The organism is Streptomyces sp. NPDC050264 (genome assembly GCF_040655895.1).
In the GTDB taxonomy this organism is placed as follows: domain Bacteria; phylum Actinomycetota; class Actinomycetes; order Streptomycetales; family Streptomycetaceae; genus Streptomyces.
In genome coordinates this window covers 113,699-125,695 of the sequence record NZ_JBFAKV010000022.1, presented here as the reverse complement: position 1 = coordinate 125,695, position 11,997 = coordinate 113,699, and the positions used below count along the sequence as shown (strand labels likewise).

14 protein-coding genes are annotated in these 11,997 nt (G+C 74.0%); 12 read left to right on the top strand and 2 right to left on the bottom strand.

What is annotated here, in order from left to right:
- The first annotated feature begins 47 nt into the window (after positions 1–47).
- From AB0J02_RS32235 to AB0J02_RS32225, 3 genes are read left to right on the top strand one after another with little or no spacing between them, the layout of a single operon-like run.
- Entirely contained in the window at positions 48–488 is a 441-nt protein-coding gene (locus tag AB0J02_RS32235) for a phage tail protein (protein ID WP_363197359.1), read from the top strand.
- Positions 485–988, top strand: a complete 504-nt coding sequence (locus AB0J02_RS32230) for a hypothetical protein (RefSeq protein WP_363197358.1) — start codon at positions 485–487, stop codon at positions 986–988. Before AB0J02_RS32235 ends, AB0J02_RS32230 begins: the two co-directional genes overlap by 4 nt.
- Complete coding sequence (locus AB0J02_RS32225) at positions 985–1,143, top strand: DUF6760 family protein (RefSeq protein ID WP_363197357.1); 159 nt, start codon at positions 985–987, stop codon at positions 1,141–1,143. The genes AB0J02_RS32230 and AB0J02_RS32225 overlap by 4 nt, the downstream gene beginning before the upstream one ends.
- A 438-nt stretch (positions 1,144–1,581) precedes the next feature.
- On the opposite strand, the gene AB0J02_RS32220 is transcribed toward AB0J02_RS32225, so the two are convergent.
- Complete coding sequence (locus tag AB0J02_RS32220; protein WP_363197356.1) at positions 1,582–1,752, bottom strand: hypothetical protein; 171 nt, start codon at positions 1,750–1,752, stop codon at positions 1,582–1,584.
- A 723-nt stretch (positions 1,753–2,475) separates the two neighbouring features.
- Positions 2,476–2,646, bottom strand: a complete 171-nt coding sequence (locus AB0J02_RS32215) for a hypothetical protein (RefSeq protein WP_363197355.1) — start codon at positions 2,644–2,646, stop codon at positions 2,476–2,478.
- A gap of 1,180 nt (positions 2,647–3,826) precedes the next feature.
- Here AB0J02_RS32215 and AB0J02_RS32210 point away from each other — a divergent pair.
- The 9 genes from AB0J02_RS32210 to AB0J02_RS32170 all read left to right on the top strand — a co-directional run bounded on the left by AB0J02_RS32210 (position 3,827) and on the right by AB0J02_RS32170 (position 11,954).
- Positions 3,827–4,186, top strand: a complete 360-nt coding sequence (locus tag AB0J02_RS32210) for a hypothetical protein (RefSeq protein WP_363197354.1) — start codon at positions 3,827–3,829, stop codon at positions 4,184–4,186.
- An 84-nt stretch (positions 4,187–4,270) separates the two neighbouring features.
- Entirely contained in the window at positions 4,271–4,696 is a 426-nt protein-coding gene (locus AB0J02_RS32205; RefSeq protein ID WP_363197353.1) for a phage tail protein, read from the top strand.
- Positions 4,697–4,743: 47 nt separating this feature from the next.
- Positions 4,744–5,466, top strand: coding sequence for a LysM peptidoglycan-binding domain-containing protein (locus tag AB0J02_RS32200; RefSeq protein ID WP_363197352.1), 723 nt, complete (start codon positions 4,744–4,746; stop codon positions 5,464–5,466).
- Complete coding sequence (locus AB0J02_RS32195; protein ID WP_363197351.1) at positions 5,463–7,289, top strand: VgrG-related protein; 1,827 nt, start codon at positions 5,463–5,465, stop codon at positions 7,287–7,289. Before AB0J02_RS32200 ends, AB0J02_RS32195 begins: the two co-directional genes overlap by 4 nt.
- A gap of 70 nt (positions 7,290–7,359) precedes the next feature.
- Positions 7,360–7,680 (top strand): PAAR domain-containing protein, encoded by a 321-nt coding sequence (locus AB0J02_RS32190; RefSeq protein ID WP_363197350.1) that lies wholly within the window; start codon positions 7,360–7,362, stop codon positions 7,678–7,680.
- The gene (locus tag AB0J02_RS32185; protein ID WP_363197349.1) at positions 7,677–8,099 is read left to right on the top strand and encodes a GPW/gp25 family protein; all 423 of its coding nucleotides are present in this window, start codon (positions 7,677–7,679) and stop codon (positions 8,097–8,099) included. Before AB0J02_RS32190 ends, AB0J02_RS32185 begins: the two co-directional genes overlap by 4 nt.
- The gene (locus tag AB0J02_RS32180) at positions 8,099–10,060 is read left to right on the top strand and encodes a putative baseplate assembly protein (protein WP_363197348.1); all 1,962 of its coding nucleotides are present in this window, start codon (positions 8,099–8,101) and stop codon (positions 10,058–10,060) included. The genes AB0J02_RS32185 and AB0J02_RS32180 overlap by 1 nt, the downstream gene beginning before the upstream one ends.
- Positions 10,057–10,620 (top strand): phage tail protein, encoded by a 564-nt coding sequence (locus AB0J02_RS32175; protein WP_363197347.1) that lies wholly within the window; start codon positions 10,057–10,059, stop codon positions 10,618–10,620. Before AB0J02_RS32180 ends, AB0J02_RS32175 begins: the two co-directional genes overlap by 4 nt.
- A gap of 5 nt (positions 10,621–10,625) precedes the next feature.
- On the top strand, positions 10,626–11,954 hold the full coding sequence (locus tag AB0J02_RS32170) for a zinc-ribbon domain-containing protein (protein ID WP_363197346.1): 1,329 nt from the start codon (positions 10,626–10,628) through the stop codon (positions 11,952–11,954).
- Positions 11,955–11,997: the final 43 nt, after the last annotated feature.

Below are 11,997 nucleotides of genomic sequence, written 5' to 3'. Positions count from 1 at the left end.
CCTCCGGCCCCAACTCTTCCGGCAGTAACGAAAGGTGACAGACAGTCATGGCAGAGGGCGATGCTCTTTCCACCCATATCTTCGGCGTACAGCTCGGTGGCTACCTGGTCGAGTCGATCCAGGAGATCAGCGGTCTGACCGTCGAGGAGGAGGTCGTCGAGGTCCGTCAGGTCAGCGCGGAGGGCAAGCAGATCATCCGCAAGCAGCCCGGCGCCCGGCAGGCCGGTGAGATCACGATCACCCGCGGACTCGACCAGAGCAGCGAGTTCACGAAGTGGATCAAGGAGACTCTCAACAACGGCGCCGTCGACACCGCACGGCAGAACCTCACCATCGAGATCAAGGACTCCACGGGCGAGACCGTCCGCCGCATCCAGTTGCTGCAGGGCTGGGCGTCCAAGTGGGAGGGCCCCTCGCTGAAGGCGGGCGAGTCCTCCGCGGCCACGGAGTCGGTGACCATCGTGTTCGAGGAGATCGTCGTCGAATGAGGCGCCGTACGGTGACGGCGGGCAACCTGGAGGAGATCCTCCAGGCCACGGCGCCCGCGGCGGACGCGGGCGCGGCGGAGACGGCACCCCGTCCCCCCGCCGCCGCGCCCGCCTCCCACCAGGACCACGGGCTGCGCACCGAGTTCGACTTCGAGCTGCCGCGCGGGTACGTCGACGAGGCGGGCACCGTGCACCGGCACGGCGCTATGCGCCTGGCCACCGCCCGTGACGAACTGCGGCCGCAGATCGACCTGCGGGTCAAGGAGAACCCGGCGTATCTGAGCGTGGTCCTGCTCAGCCAGGTGATCACCCGGATCGGCACGATCACCGATGTGCACGCCGGGATCGTCGAGCGGATGTACGCGACCGATGTGGCGTTCCTCCAGGACTTCTACCGTCGTGTCAACAGCGAGGGGCACACCCGCGCGGCCGTCACGTGCCCGCACTGCGAGGGCGGCTTCGAGGTCGACCTCTCGGGTGGGCGCCTGGGGGAATCGTGACGTACGCGCTCCCCCGGCTGCGGGAGGAGATCGCGTACATCGCCTACCACTTCCACTGGCCCCGCGAGGAGATCCTCGACCTGACGCACGGCGAACGCCGGGAGTGGGTCACCGAGATCGCCCGTATCAACACCCGCGTGAACGAAGGCGGTTGAGCGCATGGCATGGCGGGACAGGGCACGTCGCAAGGGGCGCGCCGTCGAGGCGGAGATCCCGGCCGAGCGGCGTCCCGACCCCGACACCGCCGCGCCGCAGCGGGGTTCCACCGTGCCCGAGGGCTGGGACGGCGGCTGGCGGCAGGCCGGTGCGCCTCAACTCACCGTTTCCCGCGCTCCGTTGGCGGTCAGTGACGGTCTGGTCTTCCGTTCGGGGCTCGCGGCTTGGCGTGATCCGTCGTTCGACACGGGCCTCGCACACGGGCTGCTGCCCTCCGCCCCGGCCGGCCTGGTCGGCGGGGTGGCCCGCCCGGCAACGGCTCGGCCCACGCGCAGCGAGGGCGGGCCGTTGCTGCTGCGTGCGTTGCGGCAGGACGGGGAGGAGGCGGACTTCGCCGACGGCTCCCGCGGCGCCGCGAAGGTCGCCCCTGCGGAGCCTCAGCGGCCCGCGCGCCCGGACCTGACGCAGGTCCGGCGGCCCGCGCCCGCCGGTGACGAGGGGACGCGTGACGGGGTGTCCCGGGCGCCGGGCGGCACCGGCACGCCCGCCTCCAGGTCCCGCTCCACGCCCAAGTCCGCGCCCGCCTCCACACGAGATTCCTCGCCCAACTCGCCCATCCCTGCGGCCTCGTCCGGCCGTACGAGGCCGGAGCGCCGGGACGCCGATCGGGCACCGCGGGTTCAGCGCCGGACGCGGGATGAGCGGCCGGCGGCGGCTCCGTCTCCCGAAGAGCTGCCGCAGGTTCAGCGCCGGGCGCAGGGCGACGGGAGGGCGCGGGGCGGTGCTCCGTCGGCGTCGCATCCCGCGCGTGACTCGCGCACCGCGCGGAGCCGCGAAACGACGAAGCCCGATTCCGGTGCGCCGGGCGACGGCAGCAGCGCGCGGGGCGGTGGCCCGTCGGCGTCGCCTCCCGCGCGCGGTTCTCGTACCGTGCAGCGACGCGACGCGACGCCCGGCCCCGGTGTGCCCGGGGACGGAGGCAGCGGGGCCGCCGCATCCCAGACGTCACGCGCCTCCGAGGAGACCACCAAGTCGCCTGCTGGGCAGGGCCGTTCGGGCTCGGCGACCCGCCCGGGACAGACCGCCTCGGCGTCCGCGCTCGCCCCCGGCGGGGCCCCCGTGCAGCGGGCCCTCATGTCCTCGCAGTCCCCCGCGGTGCTGGACACGGCCGCGCCCTCATCGCCCGACTCGCCACGGACCGGCGCGCCGAGCAGTACTCCCGCGGCGGCGGCCCCCGGCCTCCCTGTGGTGCGCCGCGTGGCGGTGGTTCCTGAGAGCCGGACGACCCCGGCGCTGCCCGGGACCCCGTCACCGGCACAGCGCCCGGCATCTCACGCATCCCGTACGCAAGCCACGGGCCCGTCCTCCGCGACGCGGACACGGACCGAGCCGCCCAGCCCCGGGCCCGCCGGACCGGGCGCCCCTTCGCGCACCGTCCGCCCGGCACCCTTGGGCCGCTCGCTGATCGTCGCCCGCAGCGCGGCGGTTCCGGTGCGCCGCATAGCGGCTCACGCCCCTGCCGCCCCTGCCGCCCCCGTGGGGCCGGCTCCGACCGCCGAGCCGTCCCCACGCCCGACTCCCCGTACGGACACGCCGGAACGGCAGATCGCCGGCCGGCCGCCGCTGGGTGCGCCGCTGCCCCAGCTTCCGCCGACAGCCGTCGCCCCGGGCACGAGCACGGGCACGGGGGGCGTGACGCCGTCCGCCGAGCGTCCGTCCGCCCTGCCCGTCGTACAGAACCGAACGGACGGCGGCTCCGCCGACGGACCCTCGGTCCAGCCGCGTACCGAACGCCGGACATCCCCCGAAGCCGCCTCGGGACCGCAACCTTCCCGCCAGGCGGCCCCACCGTCCCGGCCCCGCGCCCGTACCGGACTCGGCGCGCCCCTGCCCGCGCTCCCGGCCGACGCCAAGACGCCCGGTCCGGCCGGCCGCCCGGGGTCGAGGACCACGCCGTCTCCCCGAACTCCCGTACAGCGCGCCCCGGAACGACCACCGACGGCCGGCTCGGAGGCGGCCGCGACGGCTCCCCTGCTGGGCGGCTCGCCCGGCACTGGCGTACCGGCACCGTCCCCTTCGGCGGCGCCGCACTCCCCCGCACCGAACGGGCCGCTCGCCCCCGGCGCACCGGGCGAACTCGTACAACGCCACGCAGCCGCCCACCCCGCCGCCCCGGTGACACACGCGGGCCCCACAGGACCGCTCCCCCAGGACCCGCGCGCGACCACGAGCACAGCGCGGGACGCGGGACGGCCGGACGCGGCGTCACCCCGGCGAGCCGGGGGCGGATCCCGTGCCGTTCCTCTGGTCGTCGCACGTGCGGTGACCGGCCCGGTAGCGTCCGGTACCCACTCGGCGCCCACGCTCCGGTCCACCGTGCGGCTCCTGCCCGCGCGCCGCCTCACCCTGAGCACGCAGGCGGCCGACGGCGTGGCCCCGCCCACTCCACGAGCCGCCGCTCGCCCCGTCGTCGTACCCCGTTGGGGCCGCGCACCGGAGACCCCGGGCAGCAGCGCGCCGGACATCCAGCGCGCCCCCATCGGCGCTGCCCCGCCCCGCCGCGTGCAACCCGCCCCCGCCCAGGCCCCGGCCGCGCCCCTATCCCACCCGGCTCCCTCAACACCGGCGCCGGTGCCGACCCGCGCGCTGCCCGTGACCTCCCCCCGATCCCAACTCCCCCCTGTGCAGCCGACGTTCACACCCCAGTCCGCTCAGTCCGCCCAGGGCCCGGGGGCCGGGCCCGTCCCCGTGGTGCGCCCCGCGGCACAGGTCGTCCAGCGGGACGCGGGCTCCGCGGCGGGAGGAGACAGCGCCACGGCATCGGCTGCGAAGACCTCCACCGGTACGCAGACCCGGACGGCCCAGGGCGACAAAGCCTCGGCCAAGGGCGCGAGTGGCAACGGCGGAAGCGCAGCACCGGCGCCCGGCGCCGACCTGGACGAGCTGGCCCGTCGGCTGATCGACCCGGTGTCCCGACTGCTGCGTACCGAATTACGGCGTGGCCGGGACCGGACGGGCAGGCCCGGCGACGGCCGCCGCTGACCATGCGTCCCGTCCGGGGGCGGGCAGCGGAGCAGGGGTGAGTACGGACGAGCAGTGCAGGAAGAACGGACGACGGACGGACGCATGACGGACAACATCTTCGCGACGAGCGTGTTCTTCCGGCTCGCCATCGGCGGCAACGATCTCGGCGCGTTCCACACCTGTTCCGGCATGGGTGCCGAGGTCGAGATGGAGAGTTACGCCGAAGGCGGCAACAACGGTTTCACCTGGCAGCTGCCGGGCCGCGTCACCTGGTCGAACATCACGCTCACCCGGCCCGTCACGGCCGACACGGCGAAGATCGCGCGCTGGCTCGACGAGACGCTGCGCCGGGTCGAGCCCAAGGACGGCGAGATCGTCGCGCTGCGGCCGGACCTGAGCCGGATCATCGGCTGGCAGGTCTACGGCATCGTGCCCGTGCGCTGGCAGGGACCGTCGTTCGACCCGGCCAACTCCGCGGCGGCGATGGAGACGCTGGAGATCGCCCACGAGGGCCTGTCGCCCTCCTGACCCGCCCTCGGAGAGGCTCCCCACACTTTCGGAAAGGAACGCACGTCATGTCCCCATCGGGCCGCGCCGGCCGCGCCAGGGCCCAGCTCACGCTGAAGGAGCCGCCGACTTCGGTCGGGTCCAGGCCCGGCGGCACGATCGCGCGCCTCGACCTCCAGTTCAACCCCTCGACGCTGCAGTTGAGCAAGTCCACCGAGTGGCGGCGCACGCCGTCGCGGATGGCGGGCGAGTCCGCGCTGCCGGAGTTCGTCGGCAGCGGGCCGCGCAGCCTGAGCCTCGATGTGTTCCTGGACGCCACCGCCACCCACGACAACTCCGTGGAGCAGGCGGTGGAGAAGCTGATGAAGGCCTGTGTGCCGACCCCGGCGAGTCTGGGGCGCAAGAAGCCGGCCAGCCCCTGGGTGCGGTTCGAGTGGGGTACGGCGCGCACCACGTCGTTCGACGGGGTCATGTCCAGCCTGTCGGTGTCGTACACGCTCTTCGACGTGGACGGAACGCCGCTGCGGGCCACCTGTTCGCTCTCCATCGAGGAGGCGAGCGTCGATCCGCCGGGGCAGAACCCGACGTCGGGATCGCGCACCGCGCGCAGTACGCACACGGTCGTGGCGGGCGACAGTCTCGCGATGCTGGCCTGGCGCGAGTACGGGGACGCGACCGCCTGGCGGGCCATCGCGGAGGCCAACGAGATCGATGACCCGATGGCGCTGGTCCCCGGCACCGAGCTCGTGGTGCCGGGTGTCCGGAACGCGTGGGACGAGGAGGAGTCGTGACGACACCCGAGGCACGCGACGGGCGGTCGTTCGCGGCCGATCCCGTGGTCGAGGCGCCTGCCGAGCTGCCCGCCACCTGGGCGGGGCAGCTGGTGAGCTGCGTGGTGGACGAGAACGTCGGCCTGCCCGACATGGCGGTGCTCACCTACCGCGACCCGGGCCACGAGTTCCTGGCCGCGACCGGCATCACCATCGGCACCCCGCTGCGGGTGTCGGTGGTGACCGTGAAGGGGCGGGCGCGCGAGCGCCTGTTCAACGGCGAGGTCACCGCCCTCGAACTGGACCGGGACAGCACCGGCACGTTCACCGTCGTCCGCGCGTACTCCAAGACGCACCGCCTCCAGCGGGGCCGCAAGGTGGAGGCGTACCGGAACATGACGACGTCCGCGATCATCCGCAAGGTGGCGACGGGTGCCGGTCTCGCCGTCGGGAAGGTGGAGGCGCCGGCCGTCACCCACCGGCAGCTGTCGCAGGCCAATGTCTCCGACTGGGACTTCCTGCAGTACCTGGCGGGCGAGTGCGGTGCCGTGGTGCGCGTCGACGACAAGGGCGTGCTGCAGTTCACCCGGCCGTTGCGGGCGTCCGGGGCGCCCGCGCCGTCGACGTCGGCGACCACGAACCCGATGGTCCTGGAGTACGGGCGGAACCTGCTGGCGCTGCGCGCCGCCCTGACGACCGCCGACGCCGCGTCGAAGGTGCAGGTGCGCGGCTGGGACGTCACCACCAAGCGGCCGTTGAAGGCGGAGCACGCGTCCATGGTCAGCGGCACCGTGGTGCCGGGTCTCGACCCGGCGTCCGTCAACCGGTTCGGCAAGGCGACCCAGGTCACCGTCACCGACACCCCGTACCGCACGCAGGCCGAGACGACGGCCGTCGCGCGGGCCACGGCCGAACAAGTGGCCTCGGGATTCGCCGAGTTGGAGGCCGTCGTCGAGGGCAACCCGATGCTGCGCGCCGGGAAGCCGATCGCGCTCGGCAACGTCGGCAAGGCGTTCTCCGGGCGGTACACGGCGACGGCCGTGCAGCACGTCCTGGAGCCGCACGGCGGCTACCGGACCACGGTGTGGGTGAGTTCGAGTCCGGACCGCTCGCTGACCGGACTCGTCACCGGGGCCAACGCGCCCGGCCGCGGCCCGCGCCTGCCGGGACTGGCGATCGGTGTGGTGACGGACGTGCGCGAGGAGCCGACGGGTTCGGACCGTGGTGCGGTACGCCTCAAGTTCCCCTGGCTGGACGACACCTACGTCAGCGACTGGGTACGCACCGTGCAGTGGGGCGGCAAGGGCGGCGGTGGCGTGGTCAGCCCCGAGGTCAACGACGAGGTGCTCGTCGGGTTCGAGCAGGGGCTGCTCGACAGTCCGTACGTCATCGGCGGGCTCTACAACGGCGTCGACAAGCCGTCGCCGCACGACGTGCCGCTGATCGACAAGACGAGCGGCAAGGTCAACCGGCGTTCCGTGGTGTCGCGTTCGGGACACCGGGTCGAACTGCTCGACGCCCCGAACCCCGGCCCTTCGGGGCTGCGCCTGATGACCGGGGACAAGCGTCTCGAAGTGCGCCTCGACGACCGCAAGGACCGGATCGAGGTGACCGTGTACCGGGCGCCCCAGCAGGTCGCGACGTCCCTGGTCATGGACAAGGACGGCATCACGCTCGACGCGGGGCGGGGTGAGGTGAACATCAAGGGGCGCAGGGTGAACATCCAGGGCCAGTCCTCCGTCGACGTCAGCGGTCGCAAGGTGGCCGTGACCGGCCGGTCCGAGGTCGCCGTCGACGGTGGACTCATCGGGATCCTCAAGGCGAAGCTCATCAAGATCAACTGACCCCGGGCATCCGGTTGTCCGGATACCCGGACAACCGGAAACGTCCCCCATCGCGCGCGAAGGAGCCTCGATGCCCGCAGCAGTCCGAACCGGTGACCCCACCAACCACGGCGGCCGGGTCACCACCCCGCCGCCCCCGGCCGCCCTCGCGGTCGAGAGCGTGCTGATCGGCGGTCTGCCGGCGGCCGTCGTCGGCAGTCTGCACGTCTGCCCGATCGTGCCGCACGCGGCCCTGCTGGCGGCCAACGTGATCGTGCCCGACCCGGCCGACCTGGTCGGCGGCACGGTCCTCATCGGCGGCCTGCCCGCCGCACGCGTGGGTGACAAGACGGCGTGCGGCGCGCAGCTCCTGCCGGGCCAGCTGTCCGTGGAAATAGGGGGAGTTCTGTGAGCGAGCGGTTCATCGGCCGGGGCTGGGCGTTCCCGCTGCGGGTCGGCCCCACCGGTGGCATCGCCATGGTCGAGCGGGGGCGGGAGATCGAGGAGGCCATCCGGCTCGTCCTCGGCACGGCGCCCGGCGAGCGGCCGATGCGGCCCGAGTTCGGCTGCGGCATCCACGACTACGTCTTCGCGCCGGGCGACGGCACCACCGCCGGGCGGGTCGCGCAGCAGGTGCGCGAGGCGTTGGAGCGGTGGGAGCCCCGGGTCACCGTGGACGAGGTGGTCGTCGCCTTCGACTCGGTGGACGCGGGCACCCTCTACATCGACGTGCACTACACCGTGCGCACCACCAACGACCGGCGCAACCTGGTCTTTCCCTTCTACACGATCCCCTCGGAGGAGGGGACCGAGGAAGCGGTCGGCAACTGATGGCCCTGCCCTCCCCCAATCTGGACGACCGACGGTTCCAGCAGCTCGTCGACGAGGCGAAGCGGTACGTGCAGCAGCGTGCGCCCGAGTGGACGGACCACAACGTGTCCGACCCCGGCGTCACGCTGATCGAGACGTTCGCCTACCTCGTGGACCAGCTGCTGTACCGGCTGAACCGGGTCCCCGACAAGAACTACCTGGCGTTCCTGGACCTGTTGGGCATCACGCTGTTCCCGCCCGTGGCCGCCGGCGCCGAGATCGACTTCTGGCTGTCGGCCCCGCAGCCGGACGCGGTCACGCTCGACCCGGGCACCGAGGTCACCACCGCGGCCGGGGAGAACGAGGACGCCGTGGTGTTCGCCACCACCGGTGAACTGAGCATTCTGCCCAGCGAGTTGATCCGTCTGGTGACCGCGCCGCGCAGCGGCGAGCAGACGGACAGGACCGGTGCGCTCGCCGAGGGCCTCGGCGTGCCGTGCTTCCAGGCGGCGCCCGAGCCCGGCGACGCGCTGCTGTTCGGGCTGCCGACGGCCGTGCCCCGGTGCATCGTCGCGGTCCGCCTGGACAGCCAGGTCGAGGGTGTCGGAGTGGACCCGCGCCAGCCTCCGCTGGTGTGGGAGGCGTGGGACGGCGGGCGCTGGCAGCGCTGCGAGACCGGCGAGGACTCGACCGGCGGTCTGAACAAGCCGGGTGAGGTCATCGTGTACGTGCCGGCCGGGCACACCGCGTCGGTCGTCGGCGGGACGCGCGCCGGCTGGTTGCGCTGCCGGGTCGTCGAGGCGGAGCCCGGCCAGCCGTTCTACTCGGAGTCCCCCACGGTGCGCGAGGCCACGGTGTTCACCGTCGGCGGCACCATGCGGGCGGAACACGCCGAGACGGTGACCGATGTGCCGCTGGGCACGTCGGAGGGGGTCGCCGGGCAGACGTTCCGGCTCGACCGCCCGCCCGTGCTGCTCGACGGGGAACCGCCGGTGGTGGAGGTGTCCTCGGCCGACGGATGGCATCGCTGGGACGTCGTGAGCCACTTCGGGCGTTCGGGCCCCGAGGACCGGCACGTCCACGTCAACGCCTCCACGGGCGAGTTCACGTTCCCGCCGGTCCTCCGCGAGGCCGACGGCACCCTGCGTGCCTGCGGGGCCGTACCGCCGAAGGGCGCCCAGGTGCGCGTGGCCCGCTACCGCACGGGCGGCGGCCAGGCCGGCAACGTCGCCCGGGGCGCGATCAACGTGCTGCGCAGCTCCGTCCCGTACGTCGCGCGCGTGGACAACCGGGAGGCGGCACTCGGCGGCGTCTCCGGGGAGAGCGTCGAGAACGCCAAGCTGCGCGCCCCGCAGGCGCTGCGGATGCAGGAACGCGCGGTGACCGCCGAGGACCACGAGATCATCGCCCGGCAGGCGGCGCCGTCGGTGCGCCGGGTGCGCTGCCTGCCCGCCGCCGACAGTCCCGGGGCGGTACGGGTCCTGGTGGTGCCGGACGCGGTGGCCGACGAGGGCGACGACCGGCTCCGCTTCGAGCAGTTGATCCCCTCCGACCAGGTGCTCGCCACGATCACCGAGGCCCTCGACGAGCGGCGTCTGATCGGGACCCGGCTCGTCGTGGAGCCGCCGGTCTACCAGGGCGTCACCGTCGTCGCCCGGCTCACGGCACCGGCCGGCGAGACCGACCGGGTGCGCGAGGCGGCGCTGGCCTCCCTGTTCCGCCACCTCAACCCGCTGCACGGCGGGGCCGACGGCACCGGCTGGCCGTTCGGGCGGCCGGTTCAGTACGGGGAGGTGTTCGGCGTTCTGCAACGTGCCGTCAAGGACGTGCTGGTGGAGGACATCCGGCTGTTCGCCGCCGATCCGATCACCGGGCGGCGCGGTGCGCCCGCCGACCGCATCGACATCGGCGCGGGCACCCTCGTCTTCTCGTACCAGCACCAAGTGGTCGTGGGCGTCGCGGAGCCGGAGGCCCGCGCATGAGCCGGTCCGCCGTTCCCGGCCTGCCCAGCCGGTATCCGATCGGGGAGCAACTGCCCGCCCTGTACGCCGAGGACGACTTCGCCCAGCGGTTCACGGCAGGCCTCGACACGGTCCTCGCGCCGGTGTTCGCGACGCTGGACAACCTGCCCGCCTACCTCGATCCACGCGTGGCCCCGGCCGACTTCCTGGCCTGGCTCGCCTCGTGGGTCGGCGGCGCCGACGACCCACGCCGGCCGCTCGAACTGCGCCGTGAGGCCACCGTCCGGGCGATGGAACTGCACCGCGGCCGCGGCACCGCGCGCGGCCTGACCGAGGCGCTGCGGCTGGTACTCGGCGTGGGCGCGGACGTGGTCGGAGGCGGCGGGGCGACCTGGTCGCGCACGGCGGGTGCGGAGCTGCCGCCCGCGCCCGACGCCGAGGTACTGATCCGGGTGTGGCCCGACCGGACGGCCCGGGTCGACGCGGACCGGGTCCGCGAACTTGTCCGGACCCTGTGCCCGGTGCACACGGCATACCGGGTGGAGGTCCTGGCCGGACCGCCCACCGACGACGGAAGGTGACGGCCATGCGCGAGTGCCCTGCCTGCGGAGCGTCCAACGGGGAGACGGACGACTTCTGCGGCAACTGCGGCAACTACCTGGGCTGGTCGGACGAGGCCGCGGCCGGCCGCTCGGCACGGGTGTCCGCCGGACCGGAGACGGACATCGGTGCCGAGCGGTCCCCCGCGGCTGCCACGGCCGCCCCCACGGCCCCCACGGCCCCCACGGCCGGCACGGAACAGCCCGGGACGCCCGACGCGGCGCCCGCGCCCTTGCCTGCCGAGGGCACTCGCCCGAGCGCGGCAGGGCCGTCCGGTGCGGCAGGGGCATCCGATGCGGCGCCGACGCCGGCCTCCGGTTCGGCCTCAGCCGACACGCCCGCCCCCGCCGCTCCGGCGCGCACTCCTGCCCCCCACGCCGCACCGCCGCCTCCCCCGATGCCCACGACCGCTCCGAGCGCCGGGTCTCCGCCCGAGCCGGCCGACGGGGCGGGCCCCCCGCCCAGCGCAGCCCCGGACCGTGCCACCGGCCCCGCCGCACCGCGTCCCCCGGCGCCGCCGCAGGCCCCCGCCCCGGCCGGGCCGCAGCCGGTGAAACCCGGGCGGGCCGTCGCTCCGCGCCCGGTGGTGCGTCCCGTCGCGGCGGACAAGGAGATATCCGGTCCGCCGTGCCCGGTGTGCGGGACACCCAACCCGCCCGGCCGCCGCTTCTGCCGGCGGTGTGCCGCGCCGCTGGCCCCCTCCGCGACGGCCGCTCCGCTGCCGTGGTGGCGGACCGTGTGGCCGTTCCGGCGTCGCACCCGGTCCGGATCGGGCCGCATGGTACGGCTGTTGGTCATCCTCGCCGTCGTGCTGGCGCTGTGCGCGGGCGGTTTCCTGTTGCTCCCGGCCGGGCGCAACTTGTTCGAGGACACGCGGGACAAACTCGGCAAGGCCAAGGCGGTGACCCCGTCGAGCGTCTCCGCCGGCGCGGCGCTGCCCGGGCATCCGGCGGCCAACACCACCGACGGGGTGAGCAATCACTACTGGGGGGTGCCCGGCCCCGGCGCCTCCGTCACGTACACGTTCGACAAGCCGTTCCGGCTGCTTGACGTGATCATCACCAATGGCGCGTCGAAGTCCGCCGAGGAGTACGCCCAGGAGGCTCGGGCTCTTCGTATCGACGCCGAGGTGACGACGCGGGACGGCGAGGTGCAGCACAAGGAGTTCACCTTGAGCGACAAGCCCGGCTCGCAGACGATCCAGGTCGGCATCAGCGAGGTCACGGCCATCCGCCTCACCCTCGAAGCCCCCGCCGGGCTGACCCGCGGCCGCCATATCGCCCTCGCGGAGGTGGAGTTCTTCCAGCGCGCCTGACGGGGGGCCGCCGGGCCGTTCGTTGCCCCCGATGAACGCCCGG

Excerpts from the sequence above, each read along its gene's own strand:
- AB0J02_RS32190 (WP_363197350.1), top strand. The coding sequence starts at position 7,360 with ATGCCCGCAGCAGTCCGAACCGGTGACCCCACCAACCACGGCGGCCGG.
- AB0J02_RS32215 (WP_363197355.1), bottom strand. The coding sequence starts at position 2,646 with ATGCGGCGCACCGGAACCGCCGCGCTGCGGGCGACGATCAGCGAGCGG.
- AB0J02_RS32230 (WP_363197358.1), top strand. The coding sequence starts at position 485 with ATGAGGCGCCGTACGGTGACGGCGGGCAACCTGGAGGAGATCCTCCAG.
- AB0J02_RS32235 (WP_363197359.1), top strand. The coding sequence starts at position 48 with ATGGCAGAGGGCGATGCTCTTTCCACCCATATCTTCGGCGTACAGCTC.
- AB0J02_RS32200 (WP_363197352.1), top strand. The coding sequence starts at position 4,744 with ATGTCCCCATCGGGCCGCGCCGGCCGCGCCAGGGCCCAGCTCACGCTG.
- AB0J02_RS32205 (WP_363197353.1), top strand. The coding sequence starts at position 4,271 with ATGACGGACAACATCTTCGCGACGAGCGTGTTCTTCCGGCTCGCCATC.
- AB0J02_RS32175 (WP_363197347.1), top strand. The coding sequence starts at position 10,057 with ATGAGCCGGTCCGCCGTTCCCGGCCTGCCCAGCCGGTATCCGATCGGG.
- AB0J02_RS32180 (WP_363197348.1), top strand. The coding sequence starts at position 8,099 with ATGGCCCTGCCCTCCCCCAATCTGGACGACCGACGGTTCCAGCAGCTC.
- AB0J02_RS32170 (WP_363197346.1), top strand. The coding sequence starts at position 10,626 with ATGCGCGAGTGCCCTGCCTGCGGAGCGTCCAACGGGGAGACGGACGAC.